The sequence below is a fragment of the Undibacterium sp. GrIS 1.2 genome, from assembly GCF_040544435.1.
GTDB lineage: Bacteria > Pseudomonadota > Gammaproteobacteria > Burkholderiales > Burkholderiaceae_D > Undibacterium.
Map to the genome: position 1 here is coordinate 23861 of NZ_JBEONP010000011.1, position 13481 is coordinate 37341.

Annotated in this window: 13 protein-coding genes and 1 tRNA gene; 8 read left to right on the forward strand and 6 right to left on the reverse strand. The window is 47.2% G+C overall.

What is annotated here, in order from left to right:
- Positions 1-75 precede the first annotated feature (75 nt).
- Positions 76-495 (reverse strand): large conductance mechanosensitive channel protein MscL, encoded by a 420-nt coding sequence (mscL, locus tag AAKU61_RS06575; RefSeq protein ID WP_322121103.1) that lies wholly within the window; start codon positions 493-495, stop codon positions 76-78.
- Between the two features lie 292 nt (positions 496-787).
- Here mscL and petA point away from each other — a divergent pair, with 292 nt between their 5' ends.
- From petA to AAKU61_RS06605, 6 genes are all read left to right on the forward strand, one after another.
- Entirely contained in the window at positions 788-1402 is a 615-nt protein-coding gene (gene petA / locus AAKU61_RS06580; protein WP_354330670.1) for a ubiquinol-cytochrome c reductase iron-sulfur subunit, read from the forward strand.
- Positions 1402-2814 (forward strand): cytochrome b, encoded by a 1413-nt coding sequence (locus AAKU61_RS06585; protein ID WP_354330799.1) that lies wholly within the window; start codon positions 1402-1404, stop codon positions 2812-2814. Before petA ends, AAKU61_RS06585 begins: the two co-directional genes overlap by 1 nt.
- Positions 2815-2877: 63 nt before the next feature.
- On the forward strand, positions 2878-3642 hold the full coding sequence (locus AAKU61_RS06590; protein WP_354330672.1) for a cytochrome c1: 765 nt from the start codon (positions 2878-2880) through the stop codon (positions 3640-3642).
- Positions 3643-3818: 176 nt separating this feature from the next.
- Positions 3819-4430 (forward strand): glutathione S-transferase N-terminal domain-containing protein, encoded by a 612-nt coding sequence (locus tag AAKU61_RS06595; protein WP_262838127.1) that lies wholly within the window; start codon positions 3819-3821, stop codon positions 4428-4430.
- Between the two features lie 135 nt (positions 4431-4565).
- Positions 4566-5099, forward strand: coding sequence for a ClpXP protease specificity-enhancing factor (locus AAKU61_RS06600; RefSeq protein ID WP_354330674.1), 534 nt, complete (start codon positions 4566-4568; stop codon positions 5097-5099).
- 54 nt (positions 5100-5153) lie between these two features.
- Positions 5154-5229, forward strand: a tRNA-Thr gene (locus AAKU61_RS06605).
- A 120-nt stretch (positions 5230-5349) separates the two neighbouring features.
- Here the strand turns inward: AAKU61_RS06605 and AAKU61_RS06610 are convergent.
- The 3 genes from AAKU61_RS06610 to AAKU61_RS06620 all read right to left on the reverse strand — a co-directional run bounded on the left by AAKU61_RS06610 (position 5350) and on the right by AAKU61_RS06620 (position 8922).
- Positions 5350-5937, reverse strand: coding sequence for a UbiX family flavin prenyltransferase (locus AAKU61_RS06610; RefSeq protein ID WP_354330676.1), 588 nt, complete (start codon positions 5935-5937; stop codon positions 5350-5352).
- 28 nt (positions 5938-5965) lie between these two features.
- Complete coding sequence (gene grxD / locus AAKU61_RS06615) at positions 5966-6277, reverse strand: Grx4 family monothiol glutaredoxin (protein ID WP_354330678.1); 312 nt, start codon at positions 6275-6277, stop codon at positions 5966-5968.
- 287 nt (positions 6278-6564) lie between these two features.
- Positions 6565-8922 (reverse strand): Tex family protein, encoded by a 2358-nt coding sequence (locus AAKU61_RS06620; RefSeq protein ID WP_354330679.1) that lies wholly within the window; start codon positions 8920-8922, stop codon positions 6565-6567.
- Positions 8923-9658: 736 nt separating this feature from the next.
- Here AAKU61_RS06620 and AAKU61_RS06625 point away from each other — a divergent pair.
- Together AAKU61_RS06625 and AAKU61_RS06630 are read left to right on the forward strand one after the other, a co-directional pair.
- The gene (locus tag AAKU61_RS06625) at positions 9659-10348 is read left to right on the forward strand and encodes a response regulator (protein WP_354330681.1); all 690 of its coding nucleotides are present in this window, start codon (positions 9659-9661) and stop codon (positions 10346-10348) included.
- Between the two features lie 3 nt (positions 10349-10351).
- Positions 10352-11659 carry an ATP-binding protein gene (locus tag AAKU61_RS06630; RefSeq protein WP_354330683.1) on the forward strand — a complete coding sequence of 436 codons (1308 nt, stop codon included), beginning with the start codon at positions 10352-10354 and terminating at the stop codon, positions 11657-11659.
- A gap of 42 nt (positions 11660-11701) precedes the next feature.
- Here the strand turns inward: AAKU61_RS06630 and prmC are convergent, their stop codons facing one another.
- Positions 11702-12532, reverse strand: coding sequence for a peptide chain release factor N(5)-glutamine methyltransferase (gene prmC / locus AAKU61_RS06635; protein ID WP_354330685.1), 831 nt, complete (start codon positions 12530-12532; stop codon positions 11702-11704).
- Positions 12533-12755: 223 nt separating this feature from the next.
- The gene (locus tag AAKU61_RS06640; RefSeq protein ID WP_354330687.1) at positions 12756-13265 is read right to left on the reverse strand and encodes a disulfide bond formation protein B; all 510 of its coding nucleotides are present in this window, start codon (positions 13263-13265) and stop codon (positions 12756-12758) included.
- Positions 13266-13481: the final 216 nt, after the last annotated feature.

A 13481-nucleotide genomic window follows, 5' to 3' on the forward strand; every position in this document is an offset into this window, starting at 1 on the left:
AAAAAGCCGCTAATTCTTAAAGTTACTTTGAAATTAGCGGCTTTTTTATGCCTAAATTTTTACTGCAAGTGGGTGTTACTTTTTTAAGGCATCACGAATTTCACGCAGCAAAATCACATCCTCAGGTGTTACCGGCGCTGCAGCTGGTGCTGCCGGCTCGTCCTTTTTCATCTTGTTAAACATTCTTACCATTTGAAAAATCAGAAAAGCCAAAATAACAAAGTTAAGTGCAATCGTGATGAAATTACCGTATGCCAGTACGGCACCAGCTTTTTTTGCTTCTACCAAGGTAAGGCCGCTAGCCTGACCATTTAACGCTACATAGTAGTTGGAAAAATCTAAACCACCGAAAATTTTACCGACAACAGGCATCACGATATCGGCTACCAAAGAGTCAACAATCTTGCCAAACGCTGCACCAATGATGACGCCGACCGCTAAATCAACCACATTGCCTTTGCTGGCAAAACTCTTAAATTCTTGCATCATGCTCATGTTGACTCCCAGGTTATGTATGACAAAGTAGCAATATTTTAATCCGCAAAGGCAAATTACATGGTGGTTTATTTGTCAAACTTTGTGTCGATTACTTTGAGCGTTTTCTGCTTGATAAGAAATAATCAACGGAAAGCATCAAAATAACCGACAAAACTGAAAAAAAGCGCCGCAGTTTGAACCTATAAACAACTTTTGCTTTAAAACCACTCTCGGCTCCTTTATAATTTAAGGTTGCTAGAAGTAGGTTTATGCTTCGACAAGTTTTGATTTTTGACAGATTGGGGTTGGTATGAGTATTGAAAAGCAGGTCGATTCTGGCCGCCGCGGCTTACTCGTCGCCACGTGCGCGGCGGGTGGTGTTGCAGGTTTAGCAACGGCAGGTGCGCTAGTCAGCACCTTTCAGCCGTCTGAACGTGCTAAGGCGGCAGGTGCGCCGGTAGAAGTAGATATTTCGACTTTAAATCCGGGTGAGATGAGAACAGTAGAATGGCGCGGTAAACCAGTTTGGATACTCAAGCGCACGCCGGAAATGATGGCGAGTCTTGCTAGCACTGAAGACAAGGTTGCCGATCCAAAATCGTTGAAGCCTTACACGATGGAATTACCTGATTATTGCGATAAACAGAGCCGCTCCCGTAAAGAGCATGCAGATGTGTTGATTGCAGTCGGTATTTGTTCTCACCTTGGTTGTTCCCCAAGTTCTAAATTTCAGGCTGGTGCGCAGCCATCTTTGCCGGATGACTGGGCAGGTGGTTTCTTGTGCCCATGCCACGGTTCAACTTTCGACCTGGCTGGTCGTGTTTTCAAAAACAAACCAGCTCCGCAAAATCTGGACGTGCCACGCCATATGTATTTGTCGGACACTAAAATTGTCATCGGTAAAGATCAGAAAGGCGAGGCTTAATCATGGCTTTTGTTGAAAAGAAGCTGCCAGCAGATGCACCTATTGCTGCTAAGGCGCTGAATTGGGTAGATTCCCGTTTTCCGTTGACCAAGCTATGGAATGATCAATGGGGTCAATACTACGCACCGAAGAACTTTAACTTCTGGTACATCTTCGGTTCTCTGGCAATGTTGGTGCTGGTGATACAGATTGTCACTGGTATTTTCCTGGTCATGCATTATAAGCCTGATGCTAATCTGGCATTTGCTTCGGTTGAGTACATCATGCGCGAGGTGCCTGCTGGTTGGTTTGTGCGATATGCACATTCAACCGGCGCGTCGGCATTCTTCATTATTATCTATCTTCACATGACACGTGCGCTGATGTACGGTTCATACCGTAAGCCACGCGAATTGATATGGTTGTTCGGTTTCGCAATTTTCCTGTGTTTGATGGCAGAAGCCTTCTTTGGTTACTTGCTGCCTTGGGGACAAATGTCGTATTGGGGCGCACAAGTTATTGTTAACTTATTCGGCGCAATTCCTTTTATTGGCCCTGATCTGTCTCTATGGATACGTGGTGATTATGTGGTGTCTGATGCGACGCTGAATCGCTTCTTCTCGTTCCACGTGATTGCGATTCCTCTGGTCTTGTTAGGATTGGTTGCAGCGCATTTAATCGCTTTGCACGAAGTCGGATCGAATAATCCTGATGGCATTGAAATTAAAGACAATATCGGTGCAGATGGGCATCCAGTTGACGGTATCCCTTCCCATCCTTATTACACTTTCCATGATATTTTTGGTGTCACCGTATTTTTAACAATTTTCAGCGCGATTATTTTCTTTGCGCCGGAAATGGGCGGTTACTTCCTTGAATACAATAATTTTATTCCTGCCGATTCACTGAAAACACCTTCACATATCGCGCCGACCTGGTATTTCACGCCGTTTTATTCCATTTTGCGTGCTACTACATCTGAGTTTTTATATGTGGTACAAGCTGGTGTCGTTGCCTATGTCGCTTTGATTTTCCTGACAACTAGATTGCCGCAATTGATTAAGATTGCAATTGCTGCGGTAGGCTTATTAGCCATCGTTGGCATGATGCCTTTTGGTCTGGATGCAAAATTCTGGGGCGTTGTACTGTTTGGCGGTTCAGTGATGATATTGGGTGGCCTGCCGTGGTTGGATCTGTCTCCCGTTAAGTCGATTCGTTATCGTCCAGAGTGGCATAAATATGTCTATATCGTATTTGGCATTGCTTTTGTCGCCTTAGGTTATTTGGGTGTTCAGCCGCCATCACCATTGTTTGAACGTATTTCACAAGTATGTGCAGTTCTTTACTTTTCGTTCTTCTTGCTGATGCCTTGGTGGAGCACGATGGGTACATTTAAGACTCCACCGAAGCGCGTTACTTTTTCTGCGCACTAGGCATACTCAGCGCGACTAAATGTGATGTTATGCACCCAAGTAAGCGTCAAAGGAATTAAAAGTATGAAATTATTTAAAAAATTAATCGCAACTTTGGCTTTTGTTCCAGCCCTAGCTTTGGCGAATGAAGGCGGATATCCATTAGATCAGGCACCAGATCGCTCAACCGATATGGCTGCCTTACAGCATGGCGCTAAATTATTCGTCAACTACTGCTTGAATTGCCATTCTGCTTCAGCAATGCGTTACAACCGTCTGAAAGACATTGGTCTGACAGATGATCAAATCAAAGCTAATTTGCTGTTTACTGGCGAAAAAGTGGGTGATTTGATGAAAACGACCTTGACTGCAAAAGATGCCAAAGCCTGGTTCGGTGCAGTTCCGCCGGATTTGTCGGTAATCGCTCGTGCTAAAGCATCTGGTGCGGGTTCCGGTGCTGATTGGATTTACACTTATCTGCGTACTTATTACAAAGATGAGACTCGTCCAACTGGCTGGAATAATATGGTGTTCCCAAATGTTGGCATGCCGCATGTACTGTGGGAGTTGCAAGGCGTGCGTACAGCTAAATTTGTGGAAGAAAAAGATGAGCATGACGCATCCAAAACTGTTCATAAATTTGAAGGTTTTGAAACAGTCACTGCAGGTACTCTGACCGGACCTGAGTACGACATAGCGGTTGCAGACTTGGTCGGATATCTTCAATGGATGGGTGAGCCTGCACAAAAAACACGTACCAAACTCGGCGTATGGGTTTTAATGTTCCTCGCAGGATTGAGTTTCTTGGCATGGCGCTTAAATGCATCATTCTGGAAAGAAGTTAAGTAATTTTGGTAATTTAGTCGTCTGTAAAAAGAAGTTTTAGTTGGTGTTGTAGCTCAGGTTTTAGCTCAGTCTTAATCTAAGTTTTTAGTGTCGCTTGAACTTTTTTAGCAGATGTGTCATCCCAGGGTGAGGTACGCAAATTGGTGCCTCGCCCTAATCGTTTTTAAGGAACTATAAAAATGATGGTTCTCTACTCGGGCACAACTTGCCCATTCTCTCAGCGTTGCCGTCTAGTGTTGTTTGAAAAAGGTATGGATTTTGAAATTCGTGATGTTGATTTATTCAACAAACCGGAAGACATTTCCACGATGAATCCTTACGGTCAAGTGCCAATTCTGGTTGAGCGCGAATTGATTTTGTATGAATCAAATATCATCAATGAATACATTGATGAGCGTTTCCCACATCCGCAACTGATGCCGGCTGATCCATTGCAACGTGCCCGTGCTCGTTTGATGTTGTTCAATTTTGAAAAAGAATTGTTCATTCATGTGCATACATTGGAAAACGATAAATCGACTTCCTCTGCCAAAGTACAAGATAAAGCACGTGCAGAAATTCGTGATCGCCTGACGCAACTGGCACCACTGTTTATCAAGAACAAATACATGCTCGGTGATGAGTTCTCTATGCTGGATGTTGCTGTTGCACCTTTACTGTGGCGTCTGGATCATTATGGTATTGAATTGTCCAAAACGGCTGCACCGCTAATGAAATATGCTGAGCGTATTTTCTCTCGCCCAGCCTATATTGAGGCGCTGACACCATCCGAAAAAGTGATGCGTCGTTAATCGTTTTAATAAGTATGCACAATCAGTATTAATGCGCTGCAAAACAAGGCTGACGAGATGCAATCAAGTCAGCCTTGTCGTTTATAGAATCACAGACTATTCTTCAGTCACTTATCGTTCAGGAAATTTTCAAGCATGTCAGAAACGTCCACTAAACCTTATTTCATGCGCGCCATTTATGAATGGTGTACCGATAACGGCTACACGCCGTATATTGCAGTCAAAGTGAATGCCGCATCGCGGGTTCCTATGGAGTTTGTGCGTAATGGAGAGATAGTTCTTAACATTAGTTTTGGCGCGACTAGTAGCCTTAAGATGGACAACGAGGCGGTGACTTTTAAAGCGCGCTTTGGCGGAATTTCACGCGACATCTATGTTCCTGTTGAAAATGTACAAGCTGTCTACGCCAGTGAAAACGGTCAGGGTATGGCGTTTGAAGTGGATTTATCCGAGGCTTTGCATGAGCAAGCAGAGTTGCAGCCAATAACTGCGGCAAGCAAAGTACCTGCTGCTGCGCTGAATTCTGCATCGGGGAACAAGCCGGTGCTAGGTCTGGCGGTAGTTAATACAAAATCTGAAAGCAATCCGGCTGGGCTGGCCTCGCAATCAGAAAAGCCGCAAGAATCGCAAAAAAAATCAGAAAAGCCCTCGCTAAAAATAATAAAATAGCCTATAATTTTGTTCTTCGAGATTGATTGCAGAATTAATTTTTGAAACAGTTTCGCCGACTTAGCTCATTTGGTAGAGCAGTTGACTTGTAATCATCAGGTGGCCAGTTCGATTCCGGCAGTCGGCACCAGTTAAAAACCCATCGTTAGCAATAACGGTGGGTTTTTGCTTTTCTGCCCCAGACATTCTTGGCAGTGTGGAATGGGCTCGATTGGATGTGTTTGGCTTTATTTAGTCAATGCTGAACAAACTATTCTGTTCCTGACTTCATGCCGCTCCAGCGCGGTGCCAGTTCGGTCGCTATGCTAAACAGGTCTAATACTCTAGCAGTGGTGTGTTGCACCATCTCGTCAATGCTGGCAGGTTTGTGATAGAAGCTGGGAAGCGGGGGGAAGATGATGCCGCCCATTTCTGTAACGGCGGTCATATTGCGTAAGTGCGCCAGATTGAATGGCGTTTCGCGCACCATCAATACCAGTCGGCGGCGTTCTTTGAGGACGACATCGGCAGCGCGGGTGATCAGATTATCCGCCATGCCGTGGGCGACGGAGGCCAGGGTTTTCATCGAGCATGGCGCAATGACCATGCCGTCTGATTGAAACGACCCGCTAGCGATGCTGGCACCCACATCACGCACGTTATGCACAACATCTGCCAGTGCTTCAACGTCTTTGCGGCGCATGTCTAATTCTTGATGCAGCGTCAATGTACCGGCTTCAGAAATCAGTAGGTGGCTCTCTATATGCGGCAACTCGCGGATAGCTTGTAGCAAGCGCACGCCGTACACCGCGCCTGTGGCGCCAGTGATGGCGATAATCAGGCGTTGGGGTGTCGGCATAGTGGGATGATGACGATGTTAAAGTAAATCAGGCTTTGATCAAGGCTTGTAGTTCGCCGTTTTCAAACATCTCGTTCATGATGTCGGAGCCGCCGATGAATTCGCCGTTGATGTACAACTGCGGTACGGTTGGCCAGTTGGAAAAATCTTTAATCCCTTGGCGTACAGCAGGATCTTCCAGCACATTGATTGTGACCAGATTCGTTGCGCCGGAGGTTTTTAGCAATTGGATGGCACGTCCAGAAAAGCCGCACTGTGGAAATTGTGCAGTACCTTTCATGAACAGTACGATAGGGTTTTTGCTTACGGTTTCTTTGATCCAGGCTTGAACGTCGCTCATGGCTATTCCTTGGTTAACAATATGGCGTCATTATAAAGGAAATAGGACTTCCGCAAAAATGCTCTGCCTGTTAGCCCGCGTGGTCTTTTTTATGCTGGATATGTGAGGAACACTTGATCTTGACACGATTTTTTTGATCAGGTCATCGTCAAAGTCACATTATGCAAATAAATATACTCCCCCTTTGTATATTTGTATTGTCCAAATAAAGTCTGGACAATCAGCCTATTTCTATAAAAAATAAGGGGAGTATATTGTGCTGTGCCTCAGTTTCTATCTCAGTCTAACTATGAACGCAGCTTGGCAAAAGCGGCGGCCATCGCGCTACTGCCCGTGCTTGGCGCGGCTGGGGCTGGCGATCGCTGGCGATGTTGATCCAGACGTTTGGCGTCATTACGATCTGCTTTTTGCTCTGGCGTGCTGCCTGGTTGTGGTGCAGAGTCGGTCAGGCGCATGGTCAGCGCAATGCGCTTGCGCTTTTCATCGACTTCCAGCACTTTTACTTTGACGACTTGTCCCGCTTTGACGACGGTGTGCGGGTCTTTGACGAAGGTGTTGGAGAGTGCAGAAATGTGCACTAATCCATCTTGATGCACGCCAATATCGACGAACGCACCGAATGCTGCGACGTTGGTGACCACACCTTCCAATATCATGTCAGGACGCAGATCGCGGATTTCTTCGACGCCGTCTTTGAAGGTCGCTGTGGTGAATTCAGGGCGAGGATCACGGCCTGGTTTTTCCAGTTCTTTCAAAATATCGGTAATGGTCGGGACACCGAATTGTTCGTCTGCATATTTTGCCGGATTGAGCGATTTCAGCAAGCGTTCATCACCGATCACACCTGCGACATCTTTCTTGATATCCGCCAGGATTTTTTCCACCAATGGATAGGATTCAGGATGAACTGCTGATGCGTCGAGTGGATTATTTCCACCCATCACGCGCAAGAATCCAGCCGCTTGTTCAAACGTTTTATCACCCAGGCGCGGCACCGACCGCAGATCGGCACGCGAGGTGAACATGCCTTTGGCATCACGATAATTCACGATACTTTGCGCCACTGACGACGACAAACCCGACACACGTGCCAACAACGGTGCAGAGGCTGTATTGACATCGACACCGACCGCATTGACGCAATCTTCCACCACCGCATCGAGCGAACGGGCGAGTTGCGATTGGCCGACATCATGCTGATACTGACCGACGCCTATCGACTTCGGATCGATCTTCACCAGCTCTGCAAGCGGGTCTTGCAAGCGACGCGCAATGGATACCGCGCCACGAATGGATACATCTAAATCCGGCAGTTCTTTCGACGCAAATTCTGACGCGGAATACACCGATGCTCCGGCTTCTGATACCACGATTTTCGTCAGTTTGAGTTCAGGCTTTAGCTTGATTAAATCTTGCGCGAGTTTGTCGGTTTCACGCGATGCAGTGCCGTTACCAATCGAGATTAAAGAGACATTATGTTTCGCCGCCAACTGCGCCAATACATGCAGTGATCCATCCCAATCGTTACGCGGCTGATGCGGATAAATGGTGGCGTATTCCATGACCTTGCCAGTGGCATCAACGATCGCCACTTTAACGCCAGTACGCAGACCGGGATCGAGTCCCATAGTGGCGCGTGGCCCAGCCGGGGCGGCCAGCAACAGGGCTTTTAAATTCAAGGCAAATACATGAATCGCTTCGACTTCAGCCTTCTCACGCAGATTGCCCATCAATTCGGTTTCCAGATGCATAAATACTTTGACGCGCCAGCTCCAGCGCACCGTGTCGGCTAACCATTTGTCGGCAGGGCGACCGATATTGCTGACGCCAAATTTGGCGGCAATACGGCTTTCGCAAGGATTGAGCGGCGCATCCCATTTTGGCTTTTCTTCTTCTGTATCCAGGCGCAAAGTGACCGCCAGCATTTCTTCGCGGCGTCCGCGGAACATCGCTAGGGCGCGGTGTGATGGAATGGTGCCCAAGGTTTCGGAGTAATCGAAATAGTCGGCAAACTTGGCGCCAGCTTCTTCCTTGCCTGCGACGACTTTGGATTCGACAATGCCGTGGTCCAGCAGGTATTCGCGGATCGCTTGCAATAAGGACGCATCTTCGGCAAAGCGTTCCATCAGAATCTGGCGTGCACCATCAAGCGCTGCCTTGGTATCGGCCACACCCGGATTGTCGCCGTTGCTAGTGCTGAAGGGCGCTTTTAAGTAGGCCGCAGCTTCCTCTTCTGGATTCTTGCCTGGGTCAGCCAGCAAAGCATCAGCCAAATCTTGCAAGCCCGCTTCAATCGCAATCTGTGCCTTGGTGCGGCGCTTGAGTTTGTACGGCAAATATAAATCTTCAAGCCGGGTTTTGTCTTCGGCATGCGTGATTGCATCGAGCAGCACCGGCGTCATTTTGCCTTGTTCTTCAATCGAAGACATGATCGCAGAGCGACGGTCTTCGAGCTCGCGCAGATAACGCAGACGCTCTTCTAACAAGCGCAATTGAATATCGTCCAAACCGCCGGTCGCCTCTTTGCGGTAACGCGCAATAAAAGGCACGGTCGCGCCTTCATCCAGCAGGGCAATAGCAGCAGCCACTTGTACTGGTTTGGCGGCAAGTTCTAGGGCGAGACGTTGTTCGATGGAAGGCAGCATAAATAATGGTATGAGAGATAAACTCTGAGAATTAAAATCAAGTCGCAGATGATACGCGCTCTGTGTGATTGCACCAGTCTTGACATCACGCTGTAGTCGCAGTAGTCAAGCCGATAATATGAATAATATGGGGAGTATCTAAAAATAATCACGTATTGTCCAATTAAGACATGGACAATTCATTTTTATATTGATATACCTACCCTCAGTATATGTAGATTTTAATTTTTGGATGATGGCTATAAGCAAGCGACTTCAAGGTGCGAGCGGTACAAAATCTAGTTTTTTTCTATGCCGGATTATTGGAAACCGATATTGGATATCGATGATAGTTTGTCCGTGAGGCAAGTATTTGCTGTAAAACTGGGTAAATCATCGTTGCCTAATCCTAGCCGAATCGGTATTTTAGGTATGATAATCCTAGAAAAGGCAGTTGACCGCTTGTCAGTACTTGTCAGTACTAATTAGTATTTGATTCAATTGAATCATTTCAGTGTTTTCAGCGTCACGGTTTTGGTGAGAGCGCTACGAATCTGATTGCCCCTTTTTCGGCTCCTCAGCTGCCGTTTTTAGGATAATTCGATGATTTCGTTTAGCGAATTTAGTTTGCCTCGGTACAAGCTGCTCCACACAGGTGGCGATGTGTCCTATCATATTCTTGCCGCCGCCCTAAAAGTCACTCTATAAGCCACTCTGTTAGCCACCTTCAACGCCACGCTTTACAACAAGGTTTTACATGACCCAAGTTTTACTCGCAGATGATGATGTTGAATTAGTTGATATGCTCAAAGAATACCTAGAGCGTGAAGGCTATCTCATTACGACCGTGCATGATGGCGAACGAGCCGTTGCAGAAGCTTTAATGGGGGATTACGCCATTATGGTGCTGGATGTAATGATGCCGCGTATGAACGGGATTGAGGCTTTGCGACGGATTCGTGCAGAAAGTCGTTTGCCCGTCTTGATGTTGACCGCTAAAGGTGACGACGTTGATCGCATTATCGGCCTAGAATTAGGCGCAGATGATTATGTCCCCAAGCCATGCACCCCGCGTGAATTGCTGGCAAGGATTCGTGCGATTTTGCGACGTACACAAGTCGTTGCTGGTACCGAAGCGCAGGCGCATCCGCTGGTCATTGGTTCATTAACGATCTGGCAGGCGCAGCGTCGCGCAGATTGGGATGGCAAGCATCTGGATTTGACGAGCACAGAGTTCAGCTTATTGGAGGTACTGGCAAGAAATGCTGGTCATACTGTCAGCAAAACGGATTTATCAGAACACGGATTGGGTCGTCCCCTCGCGCGATTTGATCGCAATATTGATGTCCATATCAGCAGTATCCGCCAAAAATTTGGCCCTTTAATTGATGGACGTACGATCATTCAGACCGTCTATCGTCAAGGTTACTTGCTGACTAAGGAGTAGACGGTGGGGCGTCTGTTCTGGAAGTTTTTCTTTTTTATCTGGCTGGCACAAGTCACGGGTATTGTCGGGATTGGCGTTACTCTATCGCTGCGACATCAAAGCGAACAAGCGATGCTCGCTGCGGGAATTCGTGAGCATATGCAACTGCATTTTGAAACTGGCGCTAGTGCTAGTAGTGCTCGCTCTTCGACAGAATCGTATATTCCGCAGAGCCCGGATCAGCCGCGTCTGTGGCCAGAGCAGGACGATAATTTGCCGCCGCATTTACGCCGCCACCGGCTGCATTCAGCTTATCCACCTGATGGGTTTTCTGCGTTTGTCCCCATGGTGGCCGCCTTAATCGTTAGTCTGTTATTTGCCGCTTTGCTGGCCTGGTACACCTCCAAACCTATTCGTAATTTGCGTTCTGCTTTTCTCTCTTTGGCTGCGGGTAATTTACAAACACGGGTTGGCAGTAGCATGGGACGACGGCGCGATGAGTTGGCTGATCTGGGGCGTGAATTTGACAATATGGCAGAACAGCTTTCCAAATTAATGGAAAGTCAGCGCCGGCTGTTGCACGATGTATCGCACGAGTTGCGTTCACCTCTGGCTCGTTTGCAAGCGGCGATCGGATTAGCGCGCCAACAGCCGGAGCGCGTCGAGGCCACCATGGAGCGGGTAGAGCGCGAAGCGGTAAGGATGGATAAGCTGGTGGGGGAGTTACTCACTTTGTCGCGGATTGAGGCTGGTGTCATGGCTAGCATGGACGCGATTCAGATTGATGAATTGCTGGCGGAAGTGGTGGATAACGCAGGATTTGAGGCAGAGTCCAAACACAAGCAATTGGTTTTTTCGAGTGTTACCTTGGGTGGCAACATTATGCTGCAAGGGCGCTATGAATTGCTGTATCGCGCCCTTGAAAATGTCGTCCGTAATGCAATCAAACACACTGCCAAGCTTGATATCATTACTTTTGAGGTGCAGTTGTTATCAACGGACCAGGAGTTATTGATCCGTATATTGGATCAAGGACAAGGCGTACCAGAGGATGAGTTGCAGGCGATTTTTGAGCCTTTTTATCGCGGTAGTAACTCGACCTCTAGTTTAAATACTAGCCTTAGTACAGAGCTCGATAGTAACGTCAATAACAGTACCAACAACAGCCCCAATACCCGGGGTGATGATGGTTATGGCTTGGGCCTAGCCATCGCTCAGCGCGTCATCCTCGCCCATGGTGGCAGCATTTCAGCCTCCAATCGCAAGGACGGCGGATTGTGCGTAGAGATTAGATTATCGCTACGTAATCCTGAGCATCCTGGCAATATCTGAGCATACTTTTGCGGCGGGAGTTGCGACTGAATTACCGCTTGCTTACTTCAGGCGACCGCCACTGACGCGATCGATTCCCGATAAGTCAAGCCAGCTTTGCACTTCAATGAAACCATGTTGTGTCAATAAATCACGTACCGCTTGCGCTTGGTTGTAGCCATGCTCCATCAGAAGCCAGCCTTGAGGATGCAGATGTTCTGCTGCATTCTTGATGATATGCCGATAGTTAGTTAAACCATCTGCATGGTCGGTCAAAGCGACCGTCGGCTCAAAGCGCAAATCGCCCTGACTCAGATGAAGATCATCTTTTTGGATATAAGGCGGATTGGCTACGATAGTATGAAAATGCTGACCAGCGAGTGCGCTATACCAGTCACTTTCACAAATATGCATGTTCGCGTCAGGGACATTTCTGTCAGCATTTTTTTGTGCTACTGCTACCGCAGCTGCGCTGATATCCGTTGCACTGACATGCGTATCACGCCGTTGATGTGCAATTGCAATCGCGATTGCGCCCGAGCCTGTACCCATATCCAGAACGCGACTATTTTGCGGCGTATGCTGAATTGCCAGCTCGACTAATAATTCTGTATCTGGTCGTGGGATTAAAACATCTGCAGTGATGTGGAAAGGCAAACCAAAAAATTCTCGCTCACCGATCAGATAGGCAATTGGCTCGCCATCATAACGACGTTGCAGCAGATCGCCGACTTGCTGCGCCTGCGCAGCGGTGAGCTGCATCTCCGACTGGGTGATCAGTTGTATCCGGCTTAAACCTAATGCATGCATCAATAAAATGCGGGTGTCGATCAAATCCAGAGGGCCTGCTTTTTGGCAGTCGGCAAGCGTGATGCCTTCTTTAATCCATTCCATTTTTATGTCCGATTCAGTAAAAAAGTTGCTATAGAAATCGACATGTCGGTATCTGTTCGCTTGCTGCTTGGTGAGTAATATAGTCGAGATTTTTTGTGATATTGCGGTAATGATGTAGATCGTAATTCTAAAACGGGCGAGTCATGATTAGTCTGGCGAGCCTGTTTTCAATATGAACTAATTAATTCAGGCCAATTAATGCAGACTAATTACGGCTGACTAATCACCGCAGACTTCTAAATAAATGGCGCCTTTGCGCTTTACGGTTTTGAATAAGGATAACCAAGAGCGCGATTGAAAAAATGCCAAACCATACGGCTGACCACGCTGGTATGGATAAACCCAAAATCGGTTCATAAGGTGTTTCGCATATGCCATCCGCTCGGAACATCGTTGGCAGCAGCTTGGCCGGAAAAATCTTATTCAGCGATGTTTCCAGCGGGTCGATACCGCAAGTTAATTGCGGATTGGCTAATATCCACACATGGTAAGCAGCAACGCCTAGTCCGAAAGCCGATGCGGTCAGAGCCATTGCACTGGAGAGGCGACGTCCAACATCGGGCAATGCCAGCGCTAGCAGGCAAAACAAGGCGACCATAACAAATGCATAGCGCTGCATTACACAATAAGGGCAGGGCAACATTTTTTCAACCAGTTGCAGGTATAAGGCGATCCCTAGCAAGGCAATACAAACAGAGGCGATAGAAATTAGTAGTGGTTTTGTAGGATTCATAGTGAGCTGGGTTTGCTTACGTTGCAATCTATGCGAATATAGTAACAACGTGCCATCAATAAAAACAATACGCGCATTGTGTACTGGTTCGTGGAATTACACCACCTGCAAATTAGGATACGTAAAGCGCGATTTGGTTCGGTGATGGGCTTAATAAATTGTAAGTTGCGCTATAACTGATGCTTCATAGATAGCTCTTTGCAACATAAAACATAA

Excerpts from the sequence above, each read along its gene's own strand:
- AAKU61_RS06595 (WP_262838127.1), top strand. The coding sequence starts at position 3,819 with ATGATGGTTCTCTACTCGGGCACAACTTGCCCATTCTCTCAGCGTTGC.
- AAKU61_RS06625 (WP_354330681.1), top strand. The coding sequence starts at position 9,659 with ATGACCCAAGTTTTACTCGCAGATGATGATGTTGAATTAGTTGATATG.
- AAKU61_RS06600 (WP_354330674.1), top strand. The coding sequence starts at position 4,566 with ATGTCAGAAACGTCCACTAAACCTTATTTCATGCGCGCCATTTATGAA.
- mscL (WP_322121103.1), bottom strand. The coding sequence starts at position 495 with ATGAGCATGATGCAAGAATTTAAGAGTTTTGCCAGCAAAGGCAATGTG.
- grxD (WP_354330678.1), bottom strand. The coding sequence starts at position 6,277 with ATGAGCGACGTTCAAGCCTGGATCAAAGAAACCGTAAGCAAAAACCCT.
- petA (WP_354330670.1), top strand. The coding sequence starts at position 788 with ATGAGTATTGAAAAGCAGGTCGATTCTGGCCGCCGCGGCTTACTCGTC.
- AAKU61_RS06620 (WP_354330679.1), bottom strand. The coding sequence starts at position 8,922 with ATGCTGCCTTCCATCGAACAACGTCTCGCCCTAGAACTTGCCGCCAAA.
- AAKU61_RS06640 (WP_354330687.1), bottom strand. The coding sequence starts at position 13,265 with ATGAATCCTACAAAACCACTACTAATTTCTATCGCCTCTGTTTGTATT.
- prmC (WP_354330685.1), bottom strand. The coding sequence starts at position 12,532 with ATGGAATGGATTAAAGAAGGCATCACGCTTGCCGACTGCCAAAAAGCA.
- AAKU61_RS06590 (WP_354330672.1), top strand. The coding sequence starts at position 2,878 with ATGAAATTATTTAAAAAATTAATCGCAACTTTGGCTTTTGTTCCAGCC.
- AAKU61_RS06610 (WP_354330676.1), bottom strand. The coding sequence starts at position 5,937 with ATGCCGACACCCCAACGCCTGATTATCGCCATCACTGGCGCCACAGGC.